This window comes from Algivirga pacifica (assembly GCF_039543525.1).
In the GTDB taxonomy this organism is placed as follows: Bacteria; Bacteroidota; Bacteroidia; order Cytophagales; family Flammeovirgaceae; genus Algivirga; species Algivirga pacifica.
On sequence record NZ_BAABJX010000011.1, the window covers coordinates 15,942 to 32,090 of the forward strand.

A 16,149-nucleotide genomic window follows, 5' to 3' on the forward strand; every position below is an offset into this window, starting at 1 on the left:
AAATCTCTCTAATCACTATTCAAATCAACTCATATTTTCATCAAATAGAACCACTATTCTCTTCAAATCTGACTTGATTTGAACAGGTTATAGAAATTTTCTTCATCTAAATCAGTATTGCAAACAAGCTCTAAATTAACATACATGTGGACTATCAAGATATTTGCCATCTATAAAAGCTCTGATCCTCCCTTCGAGATCAGTCGGGAAGAACTCATACCCGAAGAGTCCGGAGATATGGTAGTGGTAGAGCACCGATTTTATGAAATCGAACTTCATTATGAAGAGGATGAAAGCATTACCCGTCAAGAACTAACCATTGACGGGGAACCGATCAATCCTATTTACCTTAGTCAGCACAACGAAGAGCGGTACATTAAAGGAAGTACGATGCAGTACTTCTCCAATCGCTTGGGCTATGTTCCGATTCACTTTTGTGGACATGAAATTACGGTAAGAGTAGATGCCTCCAAGCTATCGGGAAATGAAGCAGAGCAGATTCTTTCTTACCTATACGACAAGAATAAGAAGCTTCTATTGGAGTATATCTCTGGAGAAGGCAAACGTAAAGGCCGGGAAAGTGGCGTACCTTCTCCCCTTCCCTTACAAGAAATCTCTATTAATAACCTTTCTCCCCTAAGTCATTTTCTGGACCTGATGCAGGATCTATACTATGACTTTGAAAAGCTTCCCTATGCCATTATGCGTCCCAAGCTGGTGATGGAACCCTACCATGCACAAGCCGTGGATAGTAAAAGCATAGAGTGGCTTATGAGTAATCTGGATGAGGTCATTTTTGACGACGCTTACGAACAGCACCCGGAAGCCATTGAGGTCGATGGTTACTATGGTATTCTGGAAAAAATCGCCTATGAGACCAATACTCCAGACTTCAATACCTATGAAAATGAAATCATTCTGGGAGCCATTCATAAGTGCAGAGCTATTGTCAACGAAATCAGCGAGCACATCACCTCCTACCTGGGAAGTGACCGTTCCATGATGGAGTCAATCAATGCTAACTATCAATCCATACAGATCATTTTATTCCGTAAGGCCTTTGATGAACTAAAAACCATTAAGCAAAAACTTTCGTCGGTAGAAGAACATTATCAACAGCTCTTTGCTGGAGTGTACGCCCGTACCGAAATACCGAAAGTAACACAGGTGTTCTCTCAAAAAAGGCATTATACCCAAGCCTTTACCGGAATACATCATTTATACCAACTGTCACTTAGACTGAATAAGGATAGCCTGATTAACCTGAATTTCCTGGATCAGATTTATGAGGTATTCAACTACTATCGATTGATTGACGGGCTCAAGGTATACTTCAATAATATTCCCCATGATGTTGAGTATTCTCAACAGGATGGACACCTATATAAAAAAGTATCCTTTTTTGGAAGAAGAAATGGAGAAGACTGGGTGGTCAATCTTCTTTACAACCCTAAGATCAGTAGAAGTCCCGGAGATACCCACTTAGTCCTTCACGGTAAGATTGATAAAAAGAACAATTATTACACTCCCGATTACGTCCTGGAGTATGCCCAGAAGCACGATATTCGATACGCCATCATGGACGCCAAGTACAAACGTTCCAAGGTAGTGGTTGAGCAAGATATCAAAGATGCTACCCTAAAATATTACACCTGCTTAAGAGTATTCGGTACCAAGCACCATATGAAGCCCGATTTCCTATGGCTATTGTGTCCGGATAATATGCAATACCCTATCTGGCGATTGAACTATAATGAAGATTTCTTGCCAATTATAGGGGTAGTAGAAAGTAAACCAGATACTTTAGGACCTCTGCAACAGGTCATCACCAATATTATTAAGCGGTGGGGTATTTCTAAGGCCTAGTGAGGTGATTGCTACTTCTTCCTTTGTCCCATTGTCGGGGCGACAGAGCGACGGGGCGACCACAAGAGTCGCCCTTCCTTCTTCCTTCTTCCTTCTTCCTTCTTCCTTCTTCCCTCATAAAAAATACTAAATAGTTGCATTACTCCACCCAGTACAACTATTTTCAATTCTCATTTAATAACCTTAATACTATTTTTTAATGAAAAACATAATTCTATTTTTAATCGCAGGGTTAATGCTTTCTTGTGGTGTAAAAAAAGACCCTTCTTACACCATTAACGCTCATCTTACCGGATTTGAAGACAGCACCAAGTTCTATTTGAAGTCCTTTACTGATGATGTAATTATTGACAGTACTCACCTGGTGGATGGTCATTTACACTTCTCCGGGAAGTTGCAAAAAGTTCCACAAAGTCTATCCTTGAAAAGTGGCAAAGGCTATTCCTTTACAGCATTATACATGGGGAATGAAGAGGTCGTACTAAAAGGCGATAAAAAGGACTTCCCTTACCATCTGCTTATCGAGACAAAAAAAACAGGGTTTGCTTGGCAGAAAAAACTACTGGATGATCAGATGAAGGACCTTCATCAACAAAGGCTAGACACCCTGACCAAGTATGCCTATAACCCTAATAGCGAAAACCCTATGGAAGCCGTTATCCTAGGAAGAAAACAAACAAGAGGAATTGATGCCGCCATGGATAGTATTGAGTATCAATATATATTGGACCATCCAGACTTTGAGTACGCGATGCAACAGCTTTATTTTAGACGTAGCCAGTTCGGAAAAGAAAAGCTTCAAGCGCTTTATGAGCAGTTTTCTCCTGAGGTACAACAATCCTCTACAGGAGAGAAACTAAAGTTTTATGTAAATCACAAGATCCCTGAAATTGGAGACGACTACTACGACTTTACTGCCTTGAATCAGGAAAAAGATAGCGTACAATTCTCCTCTTATCTAGGGAAGTATGTATTATTGGAATTCACATCGAATAGCTGTCTCCCTTGCATTTTGGCTTTACCTGATTTGGAATCAATTACGCAAACATACGCTGACTCTTTGACGGTGGTAAGTTTCCAGATCGACAAAAGCGAATCTGATTTACTAAAATTGCTAGGGCGTCATGAGGGCACATGGCCAGTTTTATGGAGTGGAGAAGGAGCTGATGACTTAATACAACGCACTTACGGAGTACAGGGCGTCCCTGCATTTTTCCTATTATCTCCTAAAGGGAAAGTCATCGATAAATGGAGTGGTTATGGGGAAGGATCTCTTATCTCAAGAATGAAGAAGAACTTTCCGGAGTCTAAGGAAGAGTTGATGGCTCGGGAATAATGTCACCGGAATGATTATTAAATAGGTGTAGAAGTGTAAAGTTTCAGACTCTATACCTCTACCCCTCATGAATACGGGTAATTAATTTCCAACAACAATTTAGCGGCTTAACTTAACTGGTTTTCTACTTTTTTGTTGTAGGTCCAACCTGAACCTGCTCTATATAGAAGACAAGGAATTAGTTTTAGGCGAGGTGGATATTAAAAGCAACAGCAGCAATGAAAAAATATTTAATTTTATATTTAATCATAAGCTTTTTTATGAATACACTATTTTTGTTTGTATTCAGTATTCTCTTTGGAAATCTATATTCTATAGACCTTTCCCGTTTTTTATCTGCTAGTATATTTCATGTGCTTCCATTTACATTGATAACTTTTGTTGTGGTTGGCATCGGAGTCTGTTATTTCACTAATTTGATTATTAAAAAAAAGAAGTTTTTACTGTTTATTCCACTAGTAGTATTAACGGGTGTGGATGCGTTTATTTTTGTCCAATTTTTTAATACTAGTGATTTGCCAAAAGTATTAATGAGAATGGTATTTTTAATCTCCTCTTATTTAGTGCTATATCTTATGATTAAGGTGAGTTTACAACAAAAAAGTGAATAGCTACGACCGTAATCAGCAGCAACAACAGCCTCTATTGTTTAATCCTTTATTAAAACCGTTTAGACCATGGTGATATTAAAAAAAATAATAATTTTTATTTTTATGATTTTGGTGGTACTTGTCTTTATGATTTTTCACATAAAAAATGAGGAATCTTCAGTTATTCAGTATAAAGAAAAGTATATTTATTCTAGTGATTTATACTTTTCAGGTAAAGTGAAAAAAATTAAAAAATCTGGATATGGAACGTGTACAATATTATTAATTGATGTGGATTCATCAAATTATGATATTTATGATCAAAGAGATACCCTAAAAAAGCCGATGGTAGTGATCAAAAATAATAAAGCTGTTTATTGTATGATCGGCAAAGAACCATTACAAAAAGGAGATGATCTATATGTTAATTTTGAATTGAATGAAGTAAAAGTAATTAGAAGTGGACAAATTGTTTTTGGTGATCATGTTCGTTATGATCAATCACTTTTCCCCTATTATAAATTGGAAAATTCCTGGAGTGAACTTTGATAGTCAATTAGATGCTGAGAACATTTTAAAGTCAGGTGATGCTGAATATGATAATTTAATGAGATCGTCAAATGAAAACTAAATTATTAATAGCTTTCTTATTATTGATGCAGTCATGTAACCTCCATACACCTTATCAAGGTACTTCATATAGTCAGGTTAACTCTGAAAGAAGAGGTTTATTGGTACAGGAGCTTTCCCCCAACTATTGTGACTTTACCATCAATAATATACACTATAGAATTAAAGATGTTTTTGTTGAAAAAAAATGGGACGTATCAACAGATATGTATGATGTTGATGTTAGAGAGTTTGGTTATTTACAGATAGTTTTAGTTTTATCTCCTGATGGGTCTAGCCAAAAGGATTATTATAATGGGTGGTATTTAGAACTAGAAGGTATTGGCAAATTATATTCTTACCCCTCTCGAAAAGGTGTTTGCTCTAGAGATTTACATGAAGATAGTGTTAATCAGCATTATACAATTAACGTAATGAAAGATAGTGTAAAAATAAACAGTTTTGAGTTATATGAAATACCGCTCGTGCCTCGCTAATTCTACGACTAGCATTGAGCTCGAACTAAGATTCTAAAGACTATGGATAAAATATTCTTCCTACTTTTTAGTGTATGTATTCCTTTTCAATTTTCCTTCTCTCAAGCCAGTTCTGAGATTTTGGAAGGTGAATGGTTACTTGAAAAAGTTAATAATTCGATTGTTTATGAATGCCCTGAAGTGTTGACTTTCAATAGAAACGATAAATATGTAGTTCTCAATGATTGCCATGGTGATATTAAATATCCCAAAGTTGAAGAAGGGATATGGTGGTACGATGAGAGCAATAAGAGTATTTTCTTATCAAACCGTAATAAATTTTATGTTAATGAATTTTTCATGAATAATATCTCAGGACTTATACTAAAAGTAAGGGAACTTAATAAGAAAAAGTTAGTAGTAGAAGTACTCAAAAAAGGACAGTACTCTATATGGACATTTAAAAGATTCAAGTAATCTTTTGTCCTCTCCCCCCCTGGTCCGAGAGTTCAGCGAAATGTGTGAAGCATGAACACATGAAGCGCTCTCGGACCGGCGGTTTTATGCCACCGTATCTATTTGAGCTACTTTCAATAAAGAGTAGTAGAAAACCGCTTGGTCAAGGAGCGCTTTTTACTTATTGCAAAAAGCTGAACTCCTTGACCAGGGTGTGTTATTAATTTTCAATTATTCCGCTGCGACTACTCATTCACCACCCAGATTATAAGTATTGCTTCACCACACTTCGACCACAAGCCTAACCTCCGTCATTTTTTTTTAATTTAAACTACTTATGAAGTATTTATTACTATTTTTTACGCTTTTTATTGTTCGAGGAGTGAAATCACAATGTTATAAAATTAGTACAGCATTTACACTTTACACTGAGATTGATAGCGCAAATTCAATAGAACAAAAGATTGCATTTGAAGTTCATATTGATTCTACAAGTAAAAAGGATTATTATGTAAAAAATCGGGTAACAAGTTTAGATATAAAATCTTATGGGCAAGTTCGAAAAGATATAAAAGTAAATGATCTTTTGATAAAGGATTATAAAGGACACGAATGGATGGATTATAATAAAGAGGGATGCGTAGAATTTTGTTTTTATTTAGAACCAAGCATAGGTTTTAATATTGAGGACTTTCCATATTATGAGGAGGAATTTTTGGTAAAGCACAATAGGTTGATCATCAATTCATTGAGAACTACGGATTTAGTTATAGTTTTTTGTTCAGAGAAGTACCCTGAAGTAAGAGTAGTAAAGGATAGACTTTCTAGGAAATCAAGAATTAAAGAATTTCACTATTCTGTTGAACATTGTGAACATATATAGTGAAGTAAAATAGCTTTGACTCAAATCAGGCTGTTTTACTTCAATTTAGGGCATAGCTTGAATTTCCATGTCAAAAGCGATGTCAAGGCCCCCCTCTACTCAAAGTCTAATTGAAAAACTACCCTGGTCCGAGAGTTCAGCGAAATGTGTGAAGCATGAACACATGAAGCGCTCTCGGACCGGCGGTTTTATACAGCTGTATCCATTTGAGCTACTTTCAATAAAGAGTAGTAGAAAACCGCTTGGTCAAGGAGTGTAGAAGTGTAAAGTTTCAGACTCTATACCTCTACTCCTCATGAATACGGGCAATTAATTTCCAACAACAATTTAGCGGCCTAACTTAACTGGTTTTCCATTTTTTGTTGTAGGTCCACCCTGATGGTACTAGATATCTTGATTAATTATACATGAAAGTTTTTAAGATAATAATACTAATTAGTTTAGCATTCGGTTGCAATAACTTAAACTTAAAAGGCTCTATACCTATCCTTGACAATAAGGATACATTATACGTTTATGAATATACCAGAGAATTCAAAACATATAATATCATCAGTCCTGATTTTGGTAAGAATAAGGAAGAGCTAAATTCATTTATTCAAGCACGAGTTAAATGGAGAGATGGTTGGAGTATATGTTTGATAGAGAATAATGATACTCTTTACATGTACCATTCTTTTCTGGCTGGACATACATCAAAGTGGAATGAAGATTCAAAAATTATTCTTGTTGACAATTTTGGTCAAACCTATTCTGAAATTGAAAAAACGATGAAAATAATTGATTCCAATGATTATAGATGAACCAACCTTACTTCGAGATTTCAACAAAATATCTCGAACACAAGCACTTCAAGCCCCCCATCTACTCAAAGTCTAATTGAAAAAACTACCCTGGTCCGAGAGTTCAGCGAAATGTGTGAAGCATGAACACAGGAAGCGCTCTCGGACCGGCGGTTTTATGCCAGCGTATCTATTTGAGCTACTTTCAATAAAGGGTAGTAGAAAACCGCTTGGTCAAGGAGCGCTTTTTGCTTATCGCAAAAGCTGAACTCCTTGACCAGGTTGTGTTTTTAATTTTCAATGATCAATTATTCCGCTGCGGCTACTCATTCACCACCCAGATTATAAGTATTGCTTCACCACACTTCGACCACAAGCCTAACCTCCGTCATTTTTAATACCAGAATTATTGGGGAAATTATTAACAAACCTTAATAATCCCAACTATGAAAAAAGTGCTTCAACTAGGTTTATTGCTACTACTCTTTGGATGTGAAAGCGTATTGACAGACGTCAACCCTATTAGTACCAGTGGCTTTCAGAGTACTGACAGTTATATCATTACTTACAAGGTCAGTGGTGCCCCTTCGGAAAACATACAAGTATCCAAGCTTTCCTATACCTATGGGGATGGCTCTGTGAGAGTCATTGAGAAACCCACCCTTCCCTGGAGTAGGGAGCTGAGTGCCAAGAGCAATACGGATGTCATCATCAAGGTGGAGGGAATTTTTCTTTCCAACAGTAAAATATTCACTGAAATCAAGGCTGATAATGGAGTAAATACCTTAGAAGCAGCAGAGGAATTTGATCGGACGACAAATGCTTTTACTTTTGCGGATACGTTGAGTTTACAGTAAACCTATTCTCTTTATCGCTTATTCTTGAAGTGATAAACAGAAGTCGTTTATATACCACTGAAACGCCAGCATTTGGCCTTTAAATAGATGAACTGGATTTTTAAGCAATTTGATGAATTAAGTCTGAAGGAGCTCTACGACATTCTTCAGCTCAGAAATGATGTATTTGTGGTAGAACAAGAGTGCCCTTACCTGGATTTGGATGGCTTGAAGGATAAGAGTAGCACGCACCTATTCTTATATCAAGAAGATACGCTGGCAGCTTATTGTAGAATCGTGCCTGCGGGTATTTCCTATACGGAGGAGTCTATTGGAAGAGTTGTTGTGCACAAGAAATTCCGCAATAAGCAACTAGGAAAATTGCTGATGCAACAAGCGATAGATTTCGTTAAAAAAGAATGGAACAGTGAAAAAATCCGTATATCGGCCCAAGCTTATTTACAGAAGTTCTATATCGATTTAGGGTTTGAGCAGGTTTCTGAGATTTACTTGGAGGATGATATTCCGCATATGGAAATGCTTTATAAAGAAGGTTGAATCGTTGAGGTAGCTTACGCTACTTGTTGAATCGTTGAACCGAGTTGAATTGTTGATTGAAAGCAGTAGCAAAAAACAATTCAACTCGATTCAATAATAAATTATGCGTTGAAGCTATCCTTATACGCATCAATGTTCTCTTCAGTTACTGCCTCTTTCACGGCAATATCCCTTCCATCCAGCTCTGTTCCATTCAAAGAAGCAATCGCTTGCTCGGCAGCAGACTTATCTTCCATTTCCACATAAGCAAATCCCTTGGAACGTCCTGTATTGGGATCCATTTCTATCTTAACATTTTTCACCGCACCAAAACTTTGAAAAGCCGCTTTAAGATCCGACTCACTCGTTCTGAAATGCAGCTTAGAAACAAAAACTTTCATGTTATAAGGTTTTAGAGTTTAATTTTTAATGATTCCAATTAGAAGTAACTCAAAATCCCCCTATTCTTCAAGGAAAAGAATCCAATTTTTTACTTGAAAGAGTAACTCTTCCTTATTTATTCTAACAACCTCCTAGTTTTATTTATATTTGCAGGGGTATTATGCCGTTTACCGGTTATCGCTTATGGTTTATCGTTTATTTTTTTCATTAACAGTATTCCAAGCAAAGCGATACGCAATAAGCGAACTTAACAAGAATAACTATATATATGCTCTATCCTAAAAATATAGAAGCCAAACTGGGTTTTGATAAGATAAGAGATTATCTGATTGAACATTGTAATGGTGCCGTAGGGGCTTCTTATGTAGAGAAAATACGTTTTACTGACAAGGCTGACCTTATCCGACAAAGGGTAAGTCAAGTGGATGAGTTTCTACGCATCATGGCGGAAGGAGAATACTTTCCGGTTAGCAATTATATCGATATTGATCACTTCCTTAGAAAAGCTACCTTAGAAGGTACTTTCTTAGCGGAAGAGGAAATGTACGACCTCAAAAGAGCCCTTACGACCCTGAGTGAGTGTTTGTTCTTTTTTGAGGGAAAAGAAAAGCAGGAATACCCTGAACTCATCGCTATTAGTAGTCGTATTGAATTTGACCGACAGATCTTAAGAGAGATCGAAAATGTCATCGACGAAAAGGGAAAGGTAAGGAATAATGCTTCTCCTGAACTTCAGAAGATCCGTTCCAAACTATCGGCTGAACAAGCGAGTATTCGTCATAAAGTAGAGAGTGTTCTTCGCAACTTCAAGCAAAGAGGCTTTACGAAGGATGACGTGCAGCCTACCTTGAGGGAGGGCCGTATTGTGGTTCCAGTAGCAGCTGAGTATAAAAGACAAGTCAAAGGGTTTATCCATGACGCCTCATCTACAGGACAGACGCTATTCATTGAGCCGGAAGAACTCCTAAACCTGAACAACGGGATCAAGGACCTTTTACTCAAAGAAACACAAGAGATCATTCGTATCCTGACACAGCTGACCAATAAGATCAGACCTGCTGTCCCTGCCCTTCAAAAAGGAAACCGCTATTTGGGGATGATGGACTTTATTCGTGCCAAAGCAAAATTGGCACAAGAACTGGAAGCTATCAAACCTGAGTTCGTAGAAGAACCTATGGTGGAATGGTATCATGCCAAGCACCCACTATTGATTCTAAGCTATAAAGGACAGAATAGACCGGTTGTTCCTCAAAACATCAAGTTAAGGGAAGATATTGGACGCATCCTATTAGTGTCTGGTCCCAATGCTGGTGGTAAGTCTGTCGCTTTGAAAACCGTTGGACTATTACAGTATATGTTCCAATGTGGTTTATTGGTCCCTATGGTCGAGGGTTCGAAAATGGGCTTGTTCTCGGATATCTTTATGGACTATGGTGATGAACAGTCTCTGGAGAATGACCTGAGTACCTATAGTTCGCACCTCACCAATATGCGACAAGTCTTGAAACACTCTAAAAACACCAGCTTAGTCTTGATTGATGAGTTTGGAGGAGGTACAGAACCCGAACTAGGAGGCGCAATCGCAGAAGCGATTCTAGAACAGTTAAATCGACAAGGTATCTATGGCGTCATCACTACGCACTACGCTAACTTGAAGTTTTATGCCGATAAAACGGAAGGACTTCTCAATGGCGCAATGCGTTATGACGTAGAACACCTTCAGCCGCTATACCAACTGGAACAAGGACAGCCGGGTAGCTCTTTTGCCCTGGAAATTGCTGGAAAAATTGGACTTCCGAAAAAGGTCGTGAATATCGCCCGTCATAAAGCCGGACGTAAAAAGATCAATATGGAGCAACTCCTATTGGACTTGGAAAGTGAAAAGAAAACCTTTAAGGAGAAAAATGCCCAGCTCAAGCAAAAGGAAAACCAGCTCAAGCAACTTATTGAGAAGTATGATCAGCTACAAGAGCGTTTAGAGGGTAAAAAAGATAAGATCCTCAATAAAGCCCGAAAAGAAGCCGATCGAATGCTCACCGACACCAATAAGAGAATCGAGCGTACCATTCGTGAGATTCGTGAGAATCAGGCGGAAAAGGAGCGTACCAAGAAACTTCGTGCCGACATCGAATCTATGAAAGGTAAAATGAAGGTGAAGGAGGAGCAAGAGAAAACCAAGGACTACGAGATCGTTGGAGGAAAAGTCGAAATTGGAGACAAGGTGAAGCTGAAAGAGTCTGAAACCTTCGGAGAAATCCTGGACTTGAAAGGCAACGAAGCCAAGATCCTGATTGGTGAGCTGGAATCATTCATTAAGCTCAATCGATTGGTCAAAATTAGCACCAAAGAGTTTAGGAAAGAAACCAGAAGCAAACACTCTGAGTTCTCAGCCTCTTCCAATATCAATAAAAAGCAAATCGACTTCTCCCCTAACCTGGACCTAAGAGGCAAAAGAGCGGAGGAAGTAATGTTTGCCTTAGATGATTTTATGGATACAGCACTCATGCTTGGACAACCTCAGCTCCGTATTGTACACGGTAAAGGGGCCGGTGTACTTCGTGATGTCATCCGTAACCACCTGCGTTCTTTCCCTGGTATTAAGAATATCTCTGATGAGCATGCCGACCGTGGAGGTGCAGGGGTAACTGTGGTGACACTTAGGACGTGAGTTCATAAAACTTCCCAAACTAACCATTGGGAAGTATCATATATAAAGCTATAGTTACATTTATAATGCCCTGTTTCAAAACTGAAACAGGGCATTTTATTAAAATGTATCGATTATCATACTATACATTGTGTGAAATAGTAATTATTATATCCCAATATAATCTAGTAATATCTCACTACATATTAAGCATGTTTAAATTAACTTTACGTAACTGACAAAGTCTCAACCCTAACAAACAAAATACTTATATGCTGCCTAGATACAACTTTTTACTCATCATCCCTTTATTATTTTTTTCAGAAACCGGAACCTCTCAGATAATATCCCACAAATATGATTTCAAAGGGAATATAAAATTGATTGAAGAAAAAGTCATAGACCTCAGGAGACAAGGCTTTATGGATAGTACCGTGAATACTAAGTATTTTTATGATTCACATCATAACTTAAAAGAAATACAGGGTGATCGATATATCAGCAATAGCTACCTCATAAATGACACTTCTATCACAACCACTCATCGATATAGTCAGTCCACTACTTTTGACTATCTAATGCATGATAAAGGATATATTATAACTTACTTATTTGATACTACCAATTTTCATTCAGAGACCAAGTTCTATACAGATAGAAATAGAACTAGACAATTTATAAACAGTGAATCTTTGACTAAGAATAATAAAGAATACTTGTTATCGAATGTTCACCTTAAGAAAAGGGAAGGATGGTTCACAACGGACACCTTGTATTTGAATAAGTTTTGTATTGACTCAACTACTATAGAAGTGAGGTCTGCAACTCCAATAGATACCATTGAGGAAGTACTCGATAGCGGGAGGTGTCAAGTAACTTTAAACTGTGACGATAACACAACTTTGTCCATCCGTGATTATGGCAATTACTATTCTATTTACAGAAGCTTAAGATCCCATAAGAAGTTGACAAAAGAGCGTTTAGAAGGTCTTAAAATGGACAGGCTATTTTATAAGCAACTTTTTATGGATAATACTTTTTCACATTTCCTAGATGAGTTAAGTAATAAGTATCAAGACAATAATTATGAAATTGTCGATTCAACTTTCAATTCTATTATAAAAAGCACCTTAGCACTAAACGATATACATAATTCAAATAATTGGAACCCCTTATTTAATAGAAGCAGCCACAGCATTATATTAAACGACAATGGGCATATGATAAAAGAAGTCCATGCATCAGGAAGTAATACCACTTATGAATACGTCTACGATCAAAATCATAACTGGGTAATAAAACGAAAGTTTGTAAATGGAGATTTGCAAGAGGTTGTTGAACGAAATATACACTATTGATAAACATAGTACTTGAACTATATCTTTATCAAAAAGTTCCCAAATAAAACCTCACAAACTCCCCCGGCCTTACCTGACTCAACTGATTGATCGCTTTTTCAGTCAATACACCAATACGGGGGTATCCTCCTGTTGTCTGAGCATCCCGCATCAACACGATGGGCTGCCCCGAAGATGGCACTTGTATGGTGCCCGGAACGACTCCAGAGGATAATAATTCTTTTTTTAGGGTTGGAGCTAACGCTAACTGACTTTTCAAACGATACCCCATTCGATTGCTATCTGCCGTTACTTGATAGGTTGTTTTAAGGAAATCTACTATCGCCTCTTCCGCAAACCAACGGTACTCTGGTCCCTTTATAATAGGTAAACAAATAGGGGTATCAACAGAAGATGATTCCAATGAATCCATCATTATTTTCCTTACGCCTTGAGTATTGGAGCAGTAACTTTGTATTGGAATCAGGTCTCCTTTTTGCAGCGCCCTCCCCTCGAATCCACCAAAACCAGCAATAATATTCGTCGATCGACTGCCCAGTATTTCCGGCACCAAGATGCCCCCCTTGAAAGCAATATAAGTTCTCAAACCCGATCTCGCCCCTCCCAAAGAGAGCGTATCTCCTGCCTTAACAGCTATACTCCTATTTAGTTCTACTGCCTGTCCATTCAGCGTAGGAGCCATATCCCCCCCAGTAATTGCAATTTCCGTAGGGGTATGAAAGCACAAGGTTGGCCCTATCATGGTACACTCCAGTACTGCCGTATCAGTAGGTTGCGTAAGTAGGCGATTAGCCCAAAATAGGGCCTCTTGATCCATTGCTCCGGAGATAGGCACACCTTCGTGGAGGTGATTCCATCTGCCTTTGTCTTGTACGGTGGTCAATAAGCCGGGTTTAATTACTTCTAGCATACTTTGTTGTTGAATCGTTGAATTTCAGCAGCAAGCTACTGAGTTGAATTGAGCTTCGCTCGTTGATTCGAGTTGAATTGTTGTTTGAGTTTCACTATGAGTTCATATCAACTCGAATCAACTCGAATCAACTCGACAGCTTGCTGTTGAAATTCAACGATTCAACGATTCAACCTTTATACGTTTCCAGTCGTTTAATTTCTCGCTCAAATCCTCCAGACAAAATTGGGAATCGACACCATGTCTTGGGATCAAGGTTTTTATCATCCAAGTGGAAGGATGGGGCATAGCGTTCCCTTTTCCATTGATTTCGGCTCCATAGCCTGAAGAAGCGAATCACCCATGCTTTCAATTGTTCCGGGCTATATTGAGGGAACTTGAACTTCATCAGACGATAACACTCCAATGGCATTTGCTTATCTCGGATCGCAGCCCCTTCAATTTCATCCAATAAGTCATAAGGCATCAGATCGGCCTCATCGGTTTGCTTGGATTCTTGTGGACGAAGTTCTGCGGTAGGTTGCTGCTCATTGACATACTTCAAGGCAGGCAAGGTAAACTGACGTTGTACGCCATTTTTCTCTAGCCATACCAACCACTGTCTTAAGAAGGCCTTATCGATTCCAGCTATAGGGCTTAACCCTCCACTGGTATCTCCATCCATCGTAGCATATCCTACGGCTGCCTCGGAACGGTTACTGGTCGATAACAATAACGCTCCTCGTATATTGGCTAACATCCAAACCGATGGGGCGCGTACCCTTGCCTGTATATTTTGAAGGGCTAGATCATCCTGTTCCCAGGTCAGTTCTCTGTCCAAGGCTCCCTCTACAATACCTACATAGCCTTTAAAGATTTCGTTGACATTTAGATTGTGGAACAAGGCACCTATCGCATTGGCCAATTGCTTGGCTGCATTATACGTTACCTCTCCACTGTTTTCTGTTGGTTGATAAGCGGTCACCAACATATGTCTCATGATCTCCTCTTCTGATTTAACGTCTTTCAGCTGAGAGAAATAGCCCAGTTTTTCTTTAAAGCCTTCTAGCCCTAGCTCATTGACTCCTCTCTTTACCATTAACCAGATCAAAGAAACAATACAAGAAGAGTCGGCTCCCCCACTCAGAGAAACCACAAAGCCACGGGAATAACTCTTTCGCATATAATCAAAAAGCCCCAGTGTCTCTGCTCTACAAAACTCCTCTTCCAAGATGTAGTCACTAGACTCCCAAACTGCTTCTGAGACATGGTTCTGCTCAAATTGCGCTTCCGGTAAATCCATATCTTTTACACGGATCACCTCAACACCCTCCTGAGAAACCTGACTAAAGGAACTACTCTGAAACTTCTCCAGCTTATTGACTGAAAGGTCCACTACTGCTCCTGTCACCTTATAGTTTTTGAAGGAAAATCGTTCACTCAAAGCCTCTAGCTTTCCGGCAGAAGCTACCATAACTCCTCCATCGTAAATCGCTCTTCCGGCCTCATTTCCCAAAAGGTTGGCATACACATAGGTCACTGAAAATGCTCTGGACCCTTCCAAGACAAAACGCTTACGTGTTTCCAGTTTATCGAAGGCAAAATGGCTGGCACTTGGATTTAAAATAACATCCGCTCCATAGTGATACAATTTCTGTCCTGGACGATCTGCCACCCAAGCATCTTCACAAATCTCAAACCCAATTCTTACTCCATCTATATCAAATAGAATATCTCCTATAGGGTATTCTTGTGTTCGATATTGCTCTTCAATCGCATAATCTTCAAAAGACACCTTGCCTGTTACATTGGCCGTCCAGGGAGTAAACCAACGGGGTTCATAATGAATACCATTCCCTGCCAAAAATCGCTTAGCGGCAAATCCCGCAATTTTACCATTGACCAATAAGGCTGCCGTATTAAAAATCCTGTTTTGATACACCAACGGCAACCCTACTGAAACGACCATATCCTTAGTGTGAGGTAATATTTCGTGCAGCACTTCCACTGCGGTATGCTGCATTCCTTGCGCATAAAAAGCATCCTCACATCCATATCCTGTAATACACAGTTCCGGCAAGCAAAGTACCGAGATTTGCTGCTTTCTGGCTTCTGCTATACTATCCAGAATATTCTGCTTGTTTCTCTCCCAATCCATGGGGGTCTGGTTCAGTTCAGCCCCTCCTATTTTTAGTAATCGCATATTTCTTTTTAGTTATGAATTTGGAGTGATGAGTTGTGAGTTATGAGTTATGAGTTATGAGTTATGAGTTTTCATTCTTCACTGCTCACTGCTCACTGCTCACTGCTCACTGCTCACTGCTCACTGCTCACTGCTCACTGCTCACTGCTCACTGCTCACTGCTCACTGCTCACTGCTCACTGCTCACTGCCTTAAAGGTATTACAAAAAAATCACAGAAATGTTACAATAATACAAGGAGCTTTCTTTATTTTTCAACAAATTTCTATTATACATTCTG

General features: G+C 38.7%; 14 protein-coding genes. 11 read left to right on the top strand and 3 right to left on the bottom strand.

Annotation, left to right across the window (positions count from 1 at the left end):
- Window positions 1–144 precede the first annotated feature (144 nt).
- The 9 genes from ABD985_RS02860 to ABD985_RS02900 all read left to right on the top strand — a co-directional run bounded on the left by ABD985_RS02860 (window position 145) and on the right by ABD985_RS02900 (window position 8,392).
- A complete protein-coding gene (locus ABD985_RS02860; protein WP_345369038.1) occupies window positions 145–1,866 on the top strand; it encodes a hypothetical protein in 1,722 nt (573 codons plus the stop codon).
- Window positions 1,867–2,065: 199 nt separating this feature from the next.
- A complete protein-coding gene (locus ABD985_RS02865; protein ID WP_345369040.1) occupies window positions 2,066–3,202 on the top strand; it encodes a thioredoxin-like domain-containing protein in 1,137 nt (378 codons plus the stop codon).
- Window positions 3,203–3,879: 677 nt separating this feature from the next.
- Entirely contained in the window at window positions 3,880–4,341 is a 462-nt protein-coding gene (locus tag ABD985_RS02870) for a hypothetical protein (protein WP_345369042.1), read from the top strand.
- Window positions 4,342–4,412: 71 nt separating this feature from the next.
- Complete coding sequence (locus ABD985_RS02875) at window positions 4,413–4,898, top strand: hypothetical protein (protein ID WP_345369043.1); 486 nt, start codon at window positions 4,413–4,415, stop codon at window positions 4,896–4,898.
- A 42-nt stretch (window positions 4,899–4,940) separates the two neighbouring features.
- Entirely contained in the window at window positions 4,941–5,354 is a 414-nt protein-coding gene (locus ABD985_RS02880; RefSeq protein WP_345369044.1) for a hypothetical protein, read from the top strand.
- A 316-nt stretch (window positions 5,355–5,670) separates the two neighbouring features.
- A complete protein-coding gene (locus ABD985_RS02885) occupies window positions 5,671–6,216 on the top strand; it encodes a hypothetical protein (RefSeq protein ID WP_345369045.1) in 546 nt (181 codons plus the stop codon).
- Window positions 6,217–6,623: 407 nt separating this feature from the next.
- Window positions 6,624–7,019 (top strand): hypothetical protein, encoded by a 396-nt coding sequence (locus ABD985_RS02890; protein ID WP_345369046.1) that lies wholly within the window; start codon window positions 6,624–6,626, stop codon window positions 7,017–7,019.
- A gap of 425 nt (window positions 7,020–7,444) precedes the next feature.
- Window positions 7,445–7,855, top strand: coding sequence for a hypothetical protein (locus ABD985_RS02895; protein ID WP_345369048.1), 411 nt, complete (start codon window positions 7,445–7,447; stop codon window positions 7,853–7,855).
- A gap of 87 nt (window positions 7,856–7,942) precedes the next feature.
- A complete protein-coding gene (locus tag ABD985_RS02900) occupies window positions 7,943–8,392 on the top strand; it encodes a GNAT family N-acetyltransferase (protein WP_345369050.1) in 450 nt (149 codons plus the stop codon).
- Between the two features lie 101 nt (window positions 8,393–8,493).
- Here ABD985_RS02900 and ABD985_RS02905 read toward each other — a convergent pair whose 3' ends face one another.
- Window positions 8,494–8,772: an RNA recognition motif domain-containing protein gene (locus ABD985_RS02905; RefSeq protein ID WP_345369052.1), complete on the bottom strand. Its 279-nt coding sequence runs from the start codon at window positions 8,770–8,772 to the stop codon at window positions 8,494–8,496.
- A 269-nt stretch (window positions 8,773–9,041) separates the two neighbouring features.
- Here ABD985_RS02905 and ABD985_RS02910 point away from each other — a divergent pair, with 269 nt between their 5' ends.
- Window positions 9,042–11,441: an endonuclease MutS2 gene (locus tag ABD985_RS02910; protein ID WP_345369054.1), complete on the top strand. Its 2,400-nt coding sequence runs from the start codon at window positions 9,042–9,044 to the stop codon at window positions 11,439–11,441.
- Window positions 11,442–11,692: 251 nt separating this feature from the next.
- The gene (locus ABD985_RS02915; RefSeq protein WP_345369056.1) at window positions 11,693–12,778 is read left to right on the top strand and encodes a hypothetical protein; all 1,086 of its coding nucleotides are present in this window, start codon (window positions 11,693–11,695) and stop codon (window positions 12,776–12,778) included.
- A gap of 28 nt (window positions 12,779–12,806) precedes the next feature.
- Here the strand turns inward: ABD985_RS02915 and ABD985_RS02920 are convergent, their stop codons facing one another.
- A complete protein-coding gene (locus ABD985_RS02920) occupies window positions 12,807–13,688 on the bottom strand; it encodes a 5-oxoprolinase subunit C family protein (protein ID WP_345369057.1) in 882 nt (293 codons plus the stop codon).
- Window positions 13,689–13,857: 169 nt separating this feature from the next.
- A complete protein-coding gene (gene nadE, locus ABD985_RS02925; RefSeq protein WP_345369058.1) occupies window positions 13,858–15,870 on the bottom strand; it encodes an NAD(+) synthase in 2,013 nt (670 codons plus the stop codon).
- Window positions 15,871–16,149: the final 279 nt, after the last annotated feature.